Annotated in this window: 14 protein-coding genes; 2 read left to right on the plus strand and 12 right to left on the minus strand. The window is 66.8% G+C overall.

Annotated features, from left to right (window positions below; all coding sequences use genetic code 11):
- Positions 1–6 precede the first annotated feature (6 nt).
- Entirely contained in the window at positions 7–1,008 is a 1,002-nt protein-coding gene (locus AC1ROX_RS03650) for a phosphotransferase enzyme family protein (RefSeq protein ID WP_493122470.1), read from the plus strand.
- Between the two features lie 98 nt (positions 1,009–1,106).
- Here AC1ROX_RS03650 and AC1ROX_RS03655 read toward each other — a convergent pair whose 3' ends face one another.
- The 6 genes from AC1ROX_RS03655 to AC1ROX_RS03680 form a co-directional block, all read right to left on the minus strand.
- Complete coding sequence (locus AC1ROX_RS03655) at positions 1,107–2,114, minus strand: ABC transporter ATP-binding protein (protein ID WP_493122471.1); 1,008 nt, start codon at positions 2,112–2,114, stop codon at positions 1,107–1,109.
- Positions 2,095–3,078: an ABC transporter ATP-binding protein gene (locus AC1ROX_RS03660; RefSeq protein ID WP_493122473.1), complete on the minus strand. Its 984-nt coding sequence runs from the start codon at positions 3,076–3,078 to the stop codon at positions 2,095–2,097. The genes AC1ROX_RS03655 and AC1ROX_RS03660 overlap by 20 nt, the downstream gene beginning before the upstream one ends.
- Positions 3,079–3,088: 10 nt before the next feature.
- The gene (locus AC1ROX_RS03665; protein WP_493122475.1) at positions 3,089–4,786 is read right to left on the minus strand and encodes an ABC transporter substrate-binding protein; all 1,698 of its coding nucleotides are present in this window, start codon (positions 4,784–4,786) and stop codon (positions 3,089–3,091) included.
- Between the two features lie 40 nt (positions 4,787–4,826).
- On the minus strand, positions 4,827–5,726 hold the full coding sequence (locus AC1ROX_RS03670) for an ABC transporter permease (protein ID WP_493122476.1): 900 nt from the start codon (positions 5,724–5,726) through the stop codon (positions 4,827–4,829).
- Positions 5,726–6,682, minus strand: coding sequence for an ABC transporter permease (locus tag AC1ROX_RS03675; protein WP_493122478.1), 957 nt, complete (start codon positions 6,680–6,682; stop codon positions 5,726–5,728). Before AC1ROX_RS03675 ends, AC1ROX_RS03670 begins: the two co-directional genes overlap by 1 nt.
- Before the next feature lie 202 nt (positions 6,683–6,884).
- Positions 6,885–8,054 carry a hypothetical protein gene (locus AC1ROX_RS03680; protein WP_493122480.1) on the minus strand — a complete coding sequence of 390 codons (1,170 nt, stop codon included), beginning with the start codon at positions 8,052–8,054 and terminating at the stop codon, positions 6,885–6,887.
- Between the two features lie 60 nt (positions 8,055–8,114).
- On the opposite strand from AC1ROX_RS03680, the gene AC1ROX_RS03685 reads away from it, so the two are divergent.
- Positions 8,115–9,326 carry a CaiB/BaiF CoA transferase family protein gene (locus tag AC1ROX_RS03685; RefSeq protein WP_493122482.1) on the plus strand — a complete coding sequence of 404 codons (1,212 nt, stop codon included), beginning with the start codon at positions 8,115–8,117 and terminating at the stop codon, positions 9,324–9,326.
- Between the two features lie 128 nt (positions 9,327–9,454).
- On the opposite strand, the gene AC1ROX_RS03690 is transcribed toward AC1ROX_RS03685, so the two are convergent.
- From AC1ROX_RS03690 to AC1ROX_RS03715, 6 genes are all read right to left on the minus strand, one after another.
- Positions 9,455–10,168 (minus strand): MgtC/SapB family protein, encoded by a 714-nt coding sequence (locus tag AC1ROX_RS03690; protein ID WP_493122484.1) that lies wholly within the window; start codon positions 10,166–10,168, stop codon positions 9,455–9,457.
- A gap of 22 nt (positions 10,169–10,190) precedes the next feature.
- Positions 10,191–11,507: an ABC transporter ATP-binding protein gene (locus tag AC1ROX_RS03695; RefSeq protein WP_493122485.1), complete on the minus strand. Its 1,317-nt coding sequence runs from the start codon at positions 11,505–11,507 to the stop codon at positions 10,191–10,193.
- A 10-nt stretch (positions 11,508–11,517) separates the two neighbouring features.
- Positions 11,518–13,269, minus strand: coding sequence for an ABC transporter permease (locus AC1ROX_RS03700; RefSeq protein WP_493122487.1), 1,752 nt, complete (start codon positions 13,267–13,269; stop codon positions 11,518–11,520).
- Positions 13,270–13,400: 131 nt separating this feature from the next.
- On the minus strand, positions 13,401–14,159 hold the full coding sequence (locus AC1ROX_RS03705) for an ABC transporter ATP-binding protein (protein WP_493122488.1): 759 nt from the start codon (positions 14,157–14,159) through the stop codon (positions 13,401–13,403).
- On the minus strand, positions 14,147–14,899 hold the full coding sequence (locus tag AC1ROX_RS03710) for an ABC transporter permease (RefSeq protein ID WP_493122524.1): 753 nt from the start codon (positions 14,897–14,899) through the stop codon (positions 14,147–14,149). The genes AC1ROX_RS03705 and AC1ROX_RS03710 overlap by 13 nt, the downstream gene beginning before the upstream one ends.
- 77 nt (positions 14,900–14,976) lie before the next feature.
- The gene (locus AC1ROX_RS03715) at positions 14,977–16,008 is read right to left on the minus strand and encodes an ABC transporter substrate-binding protein (protein WP_493122491.1); all 1,032 of its coding nucleotides are present in this window, start codon (positions 16,006–16,008) and stop codon (positions 14,977–14,979) included.
- Between the last annotated feature and the right edge of the window lie 296 nt (positions 16,009–16,304).

A 16,304-nucleotide genomic window follows, 5' to 3' on the forward strand; every position in this document is an offset into this window, starting at 1 on the left:
GCCTCGATGGACAACGAGACCGTCGATCGGACTTTTGCGCCGGCCGCGCGCGCCGCCCTCGCGGCCTTTCCGATCGATGCGCAGGACCTGACCCTGGTGTCGCTCTCCGAGAACGTCACGTTCCGGGTGACCGACGGAGGCGATGGCCGGGCCTACGTCTTTCGCCTGCACCGGCCGGGCTATCATACGCTCGAGGAGCTGGTCTCCGAGCGGGCCTGGATCCGGGCGCTGGCCGAGGCCGGTATCGATGTCCCCGAGGCCGTGATGACGCGCGACGGCCGGGACTATGTCCCGGTGACAATCCCCGCCACGGGCGAGCAGCGATATGCCGGCATGGCGAGCTGGACCGATGGCCGCCTGCTCTCCGACGTGCTGGCCGAAACCTCAGACCAGAAGCGCATCGAAGAGTCTTTCAAACAGCTCGGCGCCATCACCGCCGCGATGCACAACCAGGCCAGCGCCTGGCAACCGCCACCGGGCTTCAAGCGACATGCGCTCGACAGCGCCGGGCTGATGGGAATGGCACCGCATTGGGGCGAGTTCTGGGAGCATCGCTCGCTCTCGGCCGGTGAGCGCCGCCTTCTGCTCGATGTCCGGCAACGCATGCACGATTTGCTGAGCCGCCTCAGCCAGGACCCGTCCGCCTACAGCGTGATCCACGCCGACATGCATCCCGGCAACATCGTGGTCGACGGCGACCGGCTGACGGTCATCGACTTCGACGACGCGGGCTATGGCTGGCATCAATACGACATCGCCACCGCGCTCACGCATTGGCAGACCAAGCCCAATGCCGACGAGATCGAGCGCGCATTCCTCGCCGGCTATCGCGCCAACCGTCCGGTCCCCGACGAAGCCCTGAGCTTGATCCCGCAGTTCCGCCTGATCCGCTGGATGGCCACGATCGGCTGGTTCCACCAACGCCCCGAACTCAACCGCCCGCCCGCAGTGTTCGAGGAACGGAAAGCCTGGGTCCTCGAACAGTGCGCGGCGCTGCAGCGTTCGTAGAGATCTTTGCTGGGAGCGCGCCACTCCAGTGGCGCCATCATGATCCATGAGCGCCACTTCGGGCGGAGTAACCTCCGCCCGAAGTGGCGCGCTCCCAGCTATGAATGCAAGTGGCAGGCAACAGCTCGCCCGTCGTCCATCTCCTTCAGCGGTGGGTCGAGGGTCTTGCAGACGTCCATCGCCCGGGGACAGCGGGTGTGGAAGCGACAACCCGGCGGCGGGCGCATGGCGCTGGGGATTTCGCCGGCGATGATGTCGGCGCCGCGCGCGGCTTCCAGCTCGGGATCGGCGATCGGCACGGCGGCCAGCAGCGCCTGCGTGTAGGGATGCAGCGGGTCCTTGTAGAGCTGGACCCTCGTGGCGATCTCGGCGATGCGACCGAGATACATCACGGCGATGCGGTCGCTGATGTGGCGCACCACGCTGAGATCGTGGGCGATGAAGATGTAGGTGAGGCCGAGCCGGTCCTGCAGCTCCATGAACAGGTTCACGACCTGCGCCTGGATCGACACGTCGAGCGCCGAGACCGGCTCGTCGCAGATCAGCAAGGTCGGCTCCAGTGCGAGCGCGCGGGCGATGCCGATGCGCTGGCGCTGGCCGCCGGAGAATTCGTGCGGATAGCGCTCGGCCATGTCGGGCAGCAGGCCGACCATCCTCAGGAGATCGGCGACGCGGGCGCGGTACTTGCCCTGGTCGGACGCCAGCCCGTGGACCACCAGCGGCTCGCCCACGATGTCGGCCACCTTCATGCGCGGGTTCAGCGAGCCGTAGGGATCCTGGTAGACCATCTGCATCCGCCGCCGGATCGGCCGCATGCGCTTGCGATCGTGACGCGTGATGTCCTCGCCTTCGAACTCGATCTTGCCGTCGGTCACGTCGAGCATGCGCAGGATCGCAAGACCCGTGGTGGACTTGCCGCAGCCCGACTCGCCCACCAGGCCCAGAGTCTCGCCGCGCGCCACGCTGAAGCTCACGCCGTCGACGGCCTTCACCGTGCCGACCTGCTTGCGCAGGATCGCGCCCGCCGTGATCGGGAAATGGATCTTCAGGCCCTCGACCCTCAGGACCGTATCGGAGCGGACGGGATCAGGCGGCGAGGCGGTCATGGAAGAAGCACGCTGAGAAATGATTGGGAGCGCTCTCGACCAGCGGCGGCCGCTCGCTGCGGCAGCGGTCGGTCGCGTCCTTGCAGCGCGGAGCGAAGGCGCAGCCCGGCGGCAAAGTGGCGAGATCGGGCGGCTGGCCCTCGATCGGCACCAGCGGCCGGTCGGTGTCGCCGTCCAACCGCGGCACCGAAGCCATAAGGCCGCGCGTATAGGGATGGCGCGGCGTCTTGTAGAGAAGGCGCGCCGGCGCGGTCTCGACGATGCGGCCGCCATACATCACCACGACCCGGTCGGCGTAGCGCGCCACGACGCCGAGATCGTGGGTGATCAGGATCATCGCGGAGTTGGCCTCGCGCGTCAGTTCCTTGAGCAGCGCCAGGATCTGCGCCTGCACCGTGACGTCGAGCGCCGTCGTCGGCTCGTCGGCGATGATGAGCTGCGGCTGGCAGGCCAGCGCCATGGCGATCATCACCCGCTGGCGCATGCCGCCGGAATACTGGTGCGGATAGGAGGAAAGCCGGCTGCGCCCGTCGGGGATGCGCACCTTGCCCAGAAGCTCGGCAGCCTTGTCGAGCGCCTTGGCCCACACCGTCTTGCGGTGCAGGTTGATCGGCTCGCCGACCTGCATTCCGACCGTCAGCGCCGGATTGAGCGAGCTCATCGGCTCCTGGAAGATCATGGCGATGCGGTCGCCGCGGATGGCGCGGATGCCGGCATCGTCGAGCTTCAGCAGGTCCTTGCCCTCGAAGAGGATTTCGCCCTCCTCGATCTTGCCCGGCGGATCGGGGATCAGGCGCAGGATCGAGAGCGCGGTCACGCTCTTGCCCGAGCCCGATTCGCCCACGATCGCCAGGGTCTCGCCGGCGGCGACGTCGAACGACACGCCGTCGACCGCCCGCACCGTGCCGCGTTCGGTGCGGAAGCGTGTCGACAGGTTACGGACGCTGAGAAGCGGAGCGGTCATGGGCAGAGTATCACTTGCCCATCTTCTTCTTCAGGTCCTGGTCCACCCACATGCGGGCGTAGATCGGGCCGGGCCGCACCGCGCCGGCGCGCAGCTCGCCGTTGTAGCCCTTCACCCACGGCCACCACGCCGTATAGATGTAGGGCGTCGGCAGCCAGATGTATGGCGTCTTCTCGAGGATCTCCTTCGTGAGCTCCTTGATCATGACCTGGCGCTTGGCCTCGTCGCGCTCCTGGTACATGTCGGCCACCTTCTTGTCGAAGGCCGGGTCCGAATATTGCGACGGGTTCCACACTTCCTTGGTGACGAAGCTCTTGCGGATCGTCGTCGTCGGGTTGGTGTGGCCGTTGTTCATGAAGTAGCCGGGGGCGTTGGTCTTGGTCGTCATCGCCGAGAGGAAGGCCGCATATTCCATCGGCTGGATCTCGAGCTTGACGCCCACCGCCTCGAGATAGGCGGAGACCAGCGGCAGCAGGTCCATGTGGTCGGGATTGCAGGAGCAGACCTGGACCTTGAAGCTGAAGCCCTTGGGATAGCCCGCTTCGGCCAGCAGCTTCTTCGCCTTGTCGGGATTGAAGGTGTACAGCTCCTTCACCGACTCCGGCATCGCCTCCAGCGGCTCGTAGTAGCCGAGATAGTCGGGATGCTGCGGATAGGCGAACAGTTCGGCGTTGCCGCCGTAATAGGCCTTCACGATCTCCTGCTTGTTCACCGCCATGTTGAGCGCGCGGCGGACGCGGATATCGTCGAACGGCTTGGTGTCGACCCGCATCGCCAGGAACTGGCCGCTCATGCCGAGCCAGCGCGACCATTTGAGCTGCGGCGTCGTCTTCTTGAGATCGTCCGCGGCGCTCCAGCGGATATTCTCCAGCAGGTCGAGCTTGGCGGTGCGCAGCGCGGTCAGGAAGGTCGCCTCGTCCTTGATCGTGCGATAGACGACCTTGTCGAGGAACGGCAGCTTGTACTCGACGCCGTCGATCTTCTCCTTGTCCCAGTAGATCGGGTTCTTGGAGTAGGTGTTGGAGCTGCCCTGGACGAAGTCGCTCAGCATGAACGGGCCGGTGCCGTTCACGTTCTTCCAGTTGGTGGCGCCGGCATCGGCCACTTCCTTCGGCGTGATGGTCGAGTAGTAGCCCCAGCCGAAGCGGTAGTCCCATTCGGCGTTGAAGTACTTGAAGGTGAAGACGACCGTGTACTTGTCGGTCGCCTCGACCTTCTCGACATGGTCGAAGTAGCCCGCGATCTTCTTGGGGCTGTTGGCCAGGCGGTTGAAGGCGAAGACGACGTCCTCGGCGGTCAGCTCGCGCTCCTTCATGACGCCCGGCTTCTCGGGGAACATCACGCCCTTGCGCAGATCGATCGTGAGCTTCAGCGGATTGTCGCTCCACACCCACTTCTCGGCCAGCTCGCCGCGGATCGCGTCGGAAGGCAGCCAGGCATCGGCATAGAACGGATACTTGCCGCCGTTGCGCTTGCTCTGGGAAAGGTCGGCGGCGAAGAGCTGCTCGTAGAACTGGCCGGTATCGTGGTTCAGCTTCCAGTTCCAGTCGGCCGGATCGAAAGAGAGCGCCGACAGCGTCACATAAACCGTGCCGACTTCGAGCGTGCCGCCATATTGCGGCTTCTCCGCCTGTGCCTGCGCAGTCCCGGCCAGCGCGAGACCCAGCGCACCCGAAAGGAGCCCCTTGGCCCACCTCTTCATCGTCATCGTTTCCTCCTCGTGTTTTCTTTTCTTGGTCTTTGATTCGTCAGCGTGAGCCCCGCATCCGCGGATCGAGCAGATCGCGCAGGGCATCGCCGAACATGTTGGTGGCGTAGACCACGACGGTGAGGCAGAGGCCGGGAGCCAGCGCGAGCCACGGCCCCTGCAGCATGAAGGTGCGGCCGCTGCCCGACAGCAGGCCGCCCCAGGTCGGCGCCGGCGGCGGCACGCCGAGGCCGAGGAAGGACAGGCCCGATTCGGCCAGGATCACCGTGCCGACGCGGGTTGTGAACAGCACGATCACCGGCGCCATGACGTTGGGCAGGATGTGGCGCCACAGGATGCGGAAGGTCGAGGCGCCGGTCGATTGCGCGGCATGGACGTACATGTTCTCGCGCACCGAGACGACGGCGCCGCGGATGATGCGCGAGCCGGCGATGCCCAGCAGCAGGCCCAGGGTCACGATGATCTGCGGCATGCCCGGTCCGACGACCGACACGACCACGATCAGGATGATGAGGTCGGGGAAGCTCATCCAGGCATCGACGAAGCGCTGCAGCACCAGGTCGAACTTGCCGCCGAGATAGCCCGAGACGATGCCGAGGAAGACCGAGATGATCGTGGCGATGCCGGCGGCGCAGAAGCCGATGATGACCGAGAGCTGGGCACCGTAGAGACAGCGCGAGAGCATGTCGCGGCCGAGATTGTCGGTGCCGAACGGAAACGCCCAGGAGGGCGGCTTCAGCCGGTTGAGCGGCGCGATCTGGTTCATGCCGTAGGGCGCCAGCGCGTCGGCGAAGATCCCGCAGAACAGGAACAGGATGAACACGACCGCACCGGCGGCGCCCAGCGGCTTCTCGCGAAAGAGGCGGCCGATGAAGTGCAGCACCGGACCGCGCTTGCGGCGCGGCGCGACGGCGGCGGTGGTTTCCGCGACGGTCGCCATCAGCGGTACCTCACCTTGGGATCGAGCAGGCCGTAGCTCAGGTCGACGATCAGGTTGATGAACATCACCGCGACGCCGACGATCAGGAACACGCCGGTGATGACCGGATAATCGCGCTGGCTCACCGCATCGAGCAGCAGCAGTCCCATGCCGGGAATGACGAAGATCTGCTCCATGATCACCGCGCCGCCGATCAGCAGCGGCGCCTGCAGGCCGATCAGGGTCACCACCGGGATCAGCGCATTGCGCAGCGCATGGCGCGCCACCACCAGCTTTTCACCCAGGCCCTTGGCCCAGGCGGTGCGGATGAAATCCTGGCGCAGCACTTCCAGCATCATGGTGCGTGTGAGGCGCATGGTGATGGCCGACAGGGCGCAGCCCAGGATGATCGACGGAATGATCATCTGGCTGAGATTGCCCCACGGATCCTTGGCGAAGGGCACAAACTGGATGGGCGGCGACCAGCCCCACCAGATCGACGGGAAGACCATCACCATGGTGCCCAGCCAGAAGCTCGGCACCGCCAGCATCAGGATCGAGAAGGAGCGCGCCACGTAGTCACCCGGCGTGTCCTGGCGGATCGCCGAATAGACGCCGATCGGGATGGCGACCGAGAGGCCCACGATCAACGCCATCAGGCCGAGCTCGAAGGTGACGGGCAGGCGCTGCAGAAGCTGCTCGCTGACCGGCGTGTTCTGCCAGAGCGAGCGGCCGAAATCGCCGTGGAACAGTATGGAACCGACCCAGCGGCCGTACTGGACCCACATCGGCTGGTCGAGGCCCAGCGCCTTCTCGAGCTGTTCGCGGCCCATCTTCGAGGCCGCGATGTCGTTCTGGCTCAGCATCAGGTCGATGACGTCGCCGGGAATCATGCGCACCGTCACGAAGACGATGAGACTGGCGAAGAAGAGCGTTGGAATGAGCGCCAGAACACGGCGCACGATATAGGCCTGCATCACGCGGTTCCGCCGGCGAAAACCGACGGCCCTAGCCGATCAAACCTCAGCCAATCAAACGCGCGCATGGGCACAACATGGCTCACGCTGTCCATCCTCCCGCAAAGACGCTTCCTCAGTCGCCCGTTCGTGCGGACGATCCATTAAGGACAAGCTGCCGGGATTGCAGGCGCACTGTCAATCAAAACGGCGGGTCGCGGATTCAGGGTCCGTCGAGCAGCTTCTTGAGACCGGTGGCGATCATTTCCGTGGCAAGGGCCGAAGGATGGCCGTCGTGCGGGATCACCAGTTTCGGGAGGTCCGTCCCGTTGGTTATGGAGGCCTCGCCCAGCATCGGCGCGCCGAACTTGCGCAGCCGCACCAGCGTCTCTACAAGCACGGGCTGGGTTATCTTGGAATCGCCGTAGCGCTGCCTCGTCCGCTCGTCGGGCCAGGAATAGAGAATGACGAGAGGTGCGCCGAACTTCGCGCGGGCCTCGGCCTGCAGCTTCGCCATCAGCGCGAGGAACAGCTCGATCTGCTCTTCCTGGCGCTGGCGCTGGCCGATCGCCTCGACGAACGCGAACTGCTGGCCGAGCAGGTAATGCAGGCCGGCGAGGGGATCGAGCAGGCGATGCTCGTTGAACGAGCCGGTGTAGCGCAGCACGCCGTTGTCGAGGACGTAACGAGGCGAGGAGCCGAGCCACGAGCCGTCGCCCGTCACCCGCTGCAGATGCGCCGGGATGACCCAGGTGACCACGGCCTTCACGTTCTGGCCGATGTAGCGATCGTAGAGGCCGGCCTCGAAGGCACGCACGAGATGATTGGGCCCGTAGCCCGGAACGCCGAGATTGACGCTGCGGACCCGCGGCGCGTTCTGTTTGGCGAATTGCGACGGCATGCTCTGGTCGTCGGGCAGGCCCTGCCCGAAGATGAAGGAGTCGCCGATGAAGAGGTAGGTTTCCTCGGCCGCCGGCGCCGGCGGCGTCACCCGCGCCGTGGATTCGTCGAAATGATAGACCTGATGATAGAGGGTCTCGCTGCCCCAGGTGGCGACGGCGGTGGCTTCGCTGTTGGGCTTGGGCCGGAAGCCCAGGATCGGATCGGGCGGCGGCCACCATCGCGGGGTCGTCAGCGTCACCACCCCCATATTGTGCGCCTTGGGCGACAGGAAACCGGCGAAGAGGTCGAGCGCGACGAGACTCAGCGCCAGCGCCGTGGCGAGCAGCGCCCCCGAGCGCCAGCGATTGCCCCGCAAGGTGACGACGCCCACGATCCCCAGGATGGCAGCCGCAACGCAGGCCCAGAAGGCGGACTGCAGGCCGAGCGCGATAACCATGACTACGAGCACAAAAGCGGCCACGAGCCAGAAATTACGGAACTTGCCGGCCATTGACCTGATCGCGTTCTCCCGGGATAGGCTGGGGTTTAGGCGTTCGAAAGGGAAAACTCAATGAGCAGGCAACTGCCGCTGCAGGGTCTCCGGGTCCTCGATCTGGCCAGCTTCATCGCCGGCCCCGTCGCCTCGACCGTGATGGGCGACTACGGCGCCGAGGTCATCAAGATCGAACCGCCGGGCGAGGGCGACCCGCAGCGCAAGCTGGGACAGGCCCATTCGATTCCGCAGCATCCGGTCAACTATTGCTGGCACATGACCAACCGCAACAAGCGCTCGGTGGTGCTCGACCTCAAGAACGAAGCGGGCCGCGCCGCCTTCGACCGGCTGGTCAAGACGGCCGACGTGATGGTGGTGAACTTCCCGCTGAAGGTTCGTGCACGGCTCAGGATGCGTTACTCGGATGTGGCGCCGCTCAATTCGCGGCTGATCTATGCCTCGATGACCGGCTACGGCGAGGCCGGCCCCGACGCCGAGCAGCCCGGCTTCGACTCCACCGCTTTCTTCGCCCGCTCCGGCCTGCTCGACGGGCTGACCTACGAGGGCGGGCCGCCTGCCTTCTCGCTGCCGGCCCAGGGCGACCAGATGGCCGGCATGAACCTGTTCGCCGCCATCTCGATGGCGCTGCTGCATCGTGAGCGAACCGGCGAGGGCAGCGAGGTCGGCACGTCGCTGCATGCCAGCGGCCTGTGGTCCAACGCCATCCTGGCGCAGGGCGCGCTGCTGGGCTCGTTCGTGTCGCCGCGTCCGCCGCGCACCAAGCCGCGCAGCGCGCTCGCCAACCAGTACCGCACCTCCGACGGCCGCTGGATCCAGCTCACCATCGTGCGCGAGGACAAGCTCTGGCCCGAGCTTTGCCAGGCGCTGGAACGCACCGACCTGCTGGACGATCCGCGTTTCGAGACGACGGAAAAGCGCCGCGCCCATGCACCCGACCTCGCCGCGATCCTCGATCCGGTGTTCGCAGGAAGGCCGTGGCCCGAATGGAAGGAGCGCCTGCGCAAGCACGAGATCACCTTCGGCCTGCTGGGCATCCTGCGCGACGTGCCCGACGACGAGCAGGCAGTCGCCAACGGCGCGGTGATCAACACCGGACAGGCCGACATGCCGCGCACGATCTCACCGCCCATCCGCATGTCCTTCGCGCCCGAACCCGCGACGCCGGGACCGGGGCCGGAGTATGGCGCGCATACCGAGGAGGTCCTGGGCGGGCTGGGTTACAGCGTGGCGGAGCTGAGTGAACTGAGGGCGGCCGGCGCGTTCGGTTGATTAGGTCGAAGACGGCAATTCGAAAAGATTGTCATCCCGAGCGTAAGCGAGGGACCTTTAACTGCTTCAGCGCAAAGGTCCCTCGCTTACGCTCGGGATGACAAGAATGGCGGTCGAACCGCCAGGCCTCACGCCTCCGGGATCGTGCGGTCGATCTGCCAGGTCACGCCCGTGACATCGGGTTCGTGGCTCAGCTGGCCGACGATCTGCTCCAGCGCGGCGTCGTTGCGCTTCGCCGCGACGGCCTGGGCCGTCACTTTCACCTTTGACGTATTGGCGACATCCTCGCTGTCGAGCCGGCGCAGGCCGAGCCCGGCTTCGGAAAGCCCCTTGAGGAGCAGCGAGCGCATTTGCGCCTCCTCGGCGCTGCGGCAGATCACCTGGACGCTGTAGTGCGTCTCGGCGTTGCTGTCGCCGAGGAAGCGGTCGTTCACGTGCCGCACCAGAGGCCGCAGGAGGAGGTTGGCGACGATGATCAGGGCCGCCGCAAGCACCGCCGGGGCGCCATGTCCCGAGCCCGCCAGGGTACCGACCATCGACGAACACCACAGGGTCGCTGCCGTGTTCAGGCCATGCACGTTGACGCCCTCGCGCAGAATGACGCCAGCGCCCAGAAAGCCGATGCCGCTCACGACCTGGGCGGCGACGCGCGTCGGATCGCCGGCACCGACCAACCCGGAGAAAACCACGAAGCCCGCAGCGCCCAGCGCCACCAGCGCATTGGTGCGCAGGCCCGCCATCTTCTGATGCCATTGCCGTTCGAAACCGATGGCCGATCCCAGCACCACCGCGAGGCCCAGGCGCAGTCCGGTTTCGAAGAGCTGCAGCAGATCGAAATGCATGCTCGTCCTTCCGGCCCGGGCTTCAGCCCGGATTGTCGAGGCTGAAGATGCCGCTCATCTCATCGTAGGCGAACACCTCGCCGAAGCGTCCCCAGGACGTCACGGTCCGCATCGTCTGGTCGGCGAAGGCGGTCGACATGTGATCCTCGATCTCGTCGTGGAACCGGCTGGCCGGCGCGCGATGGGTGTCGCGCTCGTCAAGGACCCGGCGGATATGGCCCGCCAGCGGCACGTAGTTCAGGAGATGCTGGGCGAACAGCTTCTTGCGGGCGTCGGGCTCGAGGCCGACGAACTGGCGGCCCGGCTCGGTGAGCTTGATGTCGCCGTCGCCCAACTCGGCGAAGCGCAGGAGCTGCAGGACCTCGGCGACCGGGAACAGCGCATCGACTTCCATGTGCAGGTCGCCGGCCAGTTCGGGCAGGCCGGCATGACCCTGATGGGGATCGGCGGCCACAGCCTCCATGAGGCCGGCGATCATGTTGGGCGACACCCTCGGCAGCAACATGGCGAGGCCATTGCCGAAGAAATGGCCCTGGCTCGCCTTGCCCCCGGCGCGCTCCGTCATGGTGGAATAGAGATCCTCGACGATCTGGCGGAACGCGGGATCGAGCCGGTTGCGCGGATGCGGCAGGTCGATCTTGATCTCCGCCGCGACATGGCCGGGGTTGGAGCCGAAGACCAGCACGCGGTCCGACAGAAGCACCGCCTCCTCGATATTGTGCGTGACGACGGCGATCGCGGAGATCGGCAGGCGGCCCTCGATCCACAGATCCATCAAGTCGGTGCGCAGCGTCTCGGCGGTCAGCACGTCGAGGGCCGAGAAGGCCTCGTCCATCAGCAGTACGGTGGGCTGTACCACGACCGCGCGCGCAATGCCGACCCGCTGGCGCATGCCGCCGGACAGTTCCTTCGGATAGGCGCTCTCGTAGCCGTCGAGGCCGATCAGGTCGATGGCGGCCAGCGCGCGCTTCTTGCGCTCCGCCGGCGCGACGCCCTGCGCCTCGAGGCCGATCTCGACGTTCTGGAGAACGGTGAGCCAGGGGAAGAGCGCGAAGGACTGGAACACCATCGCGACCTCGGGCGACGGCCCGACGACGTTCTTGCCCGCGATCCGCACCTCGCCGCCGGTCGCCGGCATCAGGCCCGCGAGGATGCGCAGCAGTGTCGTCTTTCCGCAGCCGGAGCGGCCGAGGAACGAGACGATCTCGTTCCTGCCGAGGGTCAGGTTGACGTTGTCGAGAACCAGCAGGCCCTCGCCGCTTCCCTTGGGATAGACCTTGCGGATGCCGTCGACGACGACCAGCGTCTTGTCCTGCACGGGGTTCGTGATTGAATCCATGAGGCTTCTCCTACTCCAGCCTGAAGCGGTTCTCTGCGAGGCGGTAAAGCGGCCGCCACAGGATGCGGTTGCAGGTCGTCACCATCACCGCCATGACCACGATGCCCAGCACGACGCGCGGAAAGTCGCCGGCGGTGGTGGCATCCGCGATATAGGCGCCGAGGCCCTCGGCCCGCAGATGGGTGTTACCCCAGCTCACCACCTCGGCGACGATGCTGGCATTCCACGAGCCGCCGGCCGCCGTCAGCGCGCCGGTGACATAATAAGGCAGGATCGACGGCACGCCGACCTTGCGCCACCACGACCAGGAGCTGATGCGGAACAGCGCCGCGGCGTCGCGCAGGTCGGTCGGGATCGCGCTGGCGCCCGCGATGACGTTGAACAGGATGTACCATTGGGTGCCCAGGATCATGAGCGGGCTCAGCCAGATGTTGGGATCGAGCTTGAGGGTAACGATCGCCACGACGGCCACGGGGAACACGACGTTGGCCGGGAAGGCGGCGAGGAATTGGGCGACCGGCTGCAGGGCCGTGGCGAGACGCGGCCGCAGGCCGATCCACACGCCGATCGGCACCCAGACGAGGCTGGCCAGCGCGATCAGCACCAGCACCCGGATCAAGGTCAGGATGCCGTCGAAGAAGGCGATGCGCAGGTCGGCGAAACCCAGGGTCGTGCGCGTGTACAGCACGATGTGCCAGAGGGCGTAACCCGCCAGCACGAGCAGCACCGCGATCCAGATCCTTTCGCTGGTGCGCGACAGCGTGCCGAACTTGGGTCTGGTCGGCGCGCTGGTGAGCGGCGTCGGCAGCAGCGAGATCTGGTCGGCCACCGAGCCGACGACGCGGACGAGATGCGGCCTGATCCGGCTGCGGCGCCAGAAATCGTAGAGCCACGAGTGCGGCTGCGAATCGGCCGCCTGCTGCTCGAAGCGGAACTTGTCGGCCCAGGCGACGATCGGCCGGAAGATGAGCTGGTCGTAGGCCAGGATGACCGCCGCCATCATCGCGATGGCGAGCAGCACGGCCTGGATGTCGCGGGCCTGGATGGCCAGGGCCAGCCACGAGCCGATGCCGGGCAGCATCACCGTGGTGTTGCCGACCGTGATCGCCTCGGAGGCGACGACGAAGAACCAGCCGCCCGACATCGACATCATGGTGTTCCAGATCAGGCCGGGCGCGCCGAACGGCACGTCGAGCCGCCAGAAACGCAGCCACGGCGAGAAGCGGTAGTGCCGCGCCACCTCGTCGAGATCGCGCGGCACCGTGCGCAGCGACTGGTAGAAGCTGAAGGCCATGTTCCAGGCCTGGCTGGTGAAGATGGCGAAGATCGCCGCGCACTCCGCGCCCATCACGCTGCCGGGGAAGAGCTGCAGGAAGAAGGTCACGGTGAAGGTGAGGAAGCCCAGCACCGGCACCGACTGCAGGATGTCGAGCGCCGGGATGATGACCAGCTCGGCCTTGCGGCTGCGCGCCGCCAGGGTCGCGATCACGAAGGTGAAGATCAGCGAGCAGACGATCGCGGCGAACATGCGCAGGGTCGTGCGCAGGGCGTATTCCGGCAGGCGCGCGACATCGAGCGTCACCGGCGCCGTCGAGAGCTGCGCGACCGGCGCGCTCATCTCGCGGAAGCCGTGGGCGACGAGGACGAAGACGCCAACGACCAGCAGGAAGATGACGGCATCGTAGACATTGGGCCAGCCGATGCCGCTCACGCCAAGCGGCGTGGCGGCCGGGCGGGCCTGGTCGGGTCTGGATACGAGCATGTGCGCTTTTCCCAATACTACGCAGCGGCACGGCGCATCGCCCCACCCTACCGGGGCGTTCTAAGACGGTTGGCTTTCGGTTTCGTGAATGCGACCCCTGCGCGTCGTTACGCCGCCCAGCGTATCGAAAATCAGGCCGTCTTGCCGAGATGGCGCCTGATTTCGGCGACGAGACCGACTTCGGCCGGATCGTCGCGCCGGCGCGGCCGCGGCACCTCGATCACCCGGTCGACCACCGCCCGGCCCGGCGCGCCGGCCAGCACGATGACCCGGTCGGCCAAATAGGTGGCTTCCTCGATGTCGTGCGTGACGAACAGGATGGTCTTGCCGGTCTGCTGCCAGATGCGGGTCAGTTCGTCCTGCAGCCCCTCGCGCGAGATCGCGTCGAGGGCCGAGAACGGCTCGTCCATCAGCAGGACCTCGGGCTCGACGGCGAGCGCGCGGGCCAGCGACACGCGCTGGCGCTGGCCGCCGGAGAGCTGGTAGGGCCAGCGGCCGGCGAGATCGGCCAGGCCCACGATGCGCAGCGCCTCGACCGCCCGGGCACGGCGCTCGGCCTTCGACAGGCCCGCCCCTTCGAGGCCGAAGGCGACATTGTCGACGACCCGCCGCCACGGCAGCAGCCGCGAATCCTGGAAGACCAGCGCCACCGGCTGGCGTGCCGCCGACCGGGTGGCCAGCGTCACCCGGCCGGCGCTGGCCTTGGCCAAGCCGATCAGCACGCGCAGCAGGGTCGACTTGCCGACGCCCGAGGCGCCGACGATGGCCACGAAGGCGCCGCGCGGGATCGCGAGGTCGAGCTCGCGCAGCACCTCGGTGCGACGGCCGTCGCGCTCGAAGGTGAGGCCGAGGCCGCGGATATCGATGACGCTGTCGATTACGCTTTCCATCGGAGCAACCAGTTCTGGGCCACGAGGAACAGCGAATCGAGGATACCGTAGAGCGCAGCCATGGTGAGCATGTAGACGACCACGATGTCGGTCGCGAGCAGCGACGAGGCCTCGATCATGCGGTTGCCGAGACCGGGCACGCCGAAGATCTCGGCTGCGACCACCGCCATCCAGGCCTGGCCCAGCGCCGTGCGCAGGCCGACGAGAATTCCTGGCATCGCGGCCGGCAGGTAGATCTTGAACAGCTTCTCGAGCGGGCTGCGGAAGCCGAAAGCCTCGGCGACTTCGAGCAGGTCGCGGTCGACGCCCCGCACCGCGCCGTGCGCGGCGAAGAACACGATCCAGAACACCGAGATGGCGATGATGAAGACGGCAGCCTTGGGCGTGACGCCGAACCAGATGATGGCGAAGGGCGCCCAGGCGAGGCCCGGAATCGGCCGCAGCAGGCGCACGATCCACGACGTCAGGTCCTCGGCGACACGCGACATGCCGGTGAGGACGCCGACCGCCACGCCCAGCGCCGCGCCGATCACCAGCCCCAGCGCGTAGTGGCTCAGGCTGCCCGTGACCGCCTTCAGCCACATGCCGGAGTTGAGCTCGCTGCGGAAGGCCTCGGGAATCGCCAGCGGCCCCGGCAGCATCATCGAATTGACGAGGCCGAACGACGGCACCGCCTGCCAGACCAGCAGGAAGCCCAGCAACCCCGCGGCGCCGAGCCCGATCGAGCCGAGTGCGCCCAGACGGGCACGGCTCGACGCGGGCGCGGCCGGCGCGTCGGCGGTTTGAGTGAGGGCCATCGGCCTATCCTGGCCTGCGATCAGCCCGGCCGCCGCGCCTTCTCGAAGAAGCGCACGTCGAACAGGTCGTCGAGGGGTGCTGCTTCCTTGATGGCGCCGAGCTTCACCTGATAGGCCTCCATCGCCTTCGACGGCGCGATGACCTCGCGCGGATCGATCACGAACTTCGTAGCGGGCGACTTCAACGCCGTTTTGATGATCTCAAGATCGACGATGCCCTTGGCAAGATTGGCGGCAACGGCCGGGGCGGCCTTGTCGGGATCCTTGGTCAGCAGGTCGCCCGCGCGCACGAGCCCGTCGACCAGCGACTGCACCGCTGCCGGATTCTTGGCGATGAACGCGCCCGAGACTCCGACGACGGTCCCGGGCTGGCCAGGGAACAGCTTGTCGCCGACCTCGACCAGCTTGATGCCGGGATTGGCCTTCTGGATGATCGAGAGGGCGGGCTCGCGCACGGTCGCACCCTCGACGGCATCGGCCAGCACCGCCTGCTGCGTGGCGTCGATGCCCATGGCGACGATCTCGACATCCTCGCGGTTGGCCTTGATGACCTCCCACAGCCAGTATTGCAGCGTCGTGTTGGGCACCGAGCCGGCGGGCTGGGTGGCCAGACGCGCGGGCTTGCCCGTCGCCGCCTTGTAGCGCTTGAAGGCCTCGGCGGGCGCGACACCCGGCGCGAAATGCGGGGCGAGCCGCGGCACGGCCACGAACACGTTCTCGCCGCTGGCGGTCGCCGCCACGACCTTGACGTCGATGCCGCGCGAACGTGCGACGCCCAACGGCGCGATGCCCGCGACATAGACATCGAGCGTGCCGGAGGCCAGCGCCTGGATGGCGTGCGGCCCCGACTGGAAGGTCGTCAGCGTGAGATCGAGACCGGCCTGCTTGGCCCATCCCTCATGGTCGACCACGAAGATCGGCGCCGCCCCGATCACCGGAATGTTGCCGACGCGAACGGGGACGCGCGCGCCCTGGGCACGGACCGCGGGGGACGCCAGCAGCGACGCGCCGCCCGCCAGGAAGGCGCGACGCTGGAACGATGACAAGGGCATGGAAACTCTCTGCAAACCGGCACGCGGATGCGTGCAGCGCGAGTGAGATAGAAAATTTGGTCGCTGCGGACAATCCGTCCGGCGCAAATGGATGAGAAGTGGTCGCGGTGCACCGCTCTCTTGGAAGAATTTTCCCCTCGCCCAAGAGAAAGGATCCTTCGCTGCGCTCAGGATGACACATCGTTTTGGGTTGGCGCACTGCGTACGTTCCAACAACGTTGTCATCCTCGTCTTAGCAAAATCCGGTAGGTTTTGAGCGCTTCGCAAGAAGCGTGTGGGCCCGGATGGCCATCCGG

This window comes from Reyranella sp. GW821-FHT14A01 (assembly GCF_058803965.1).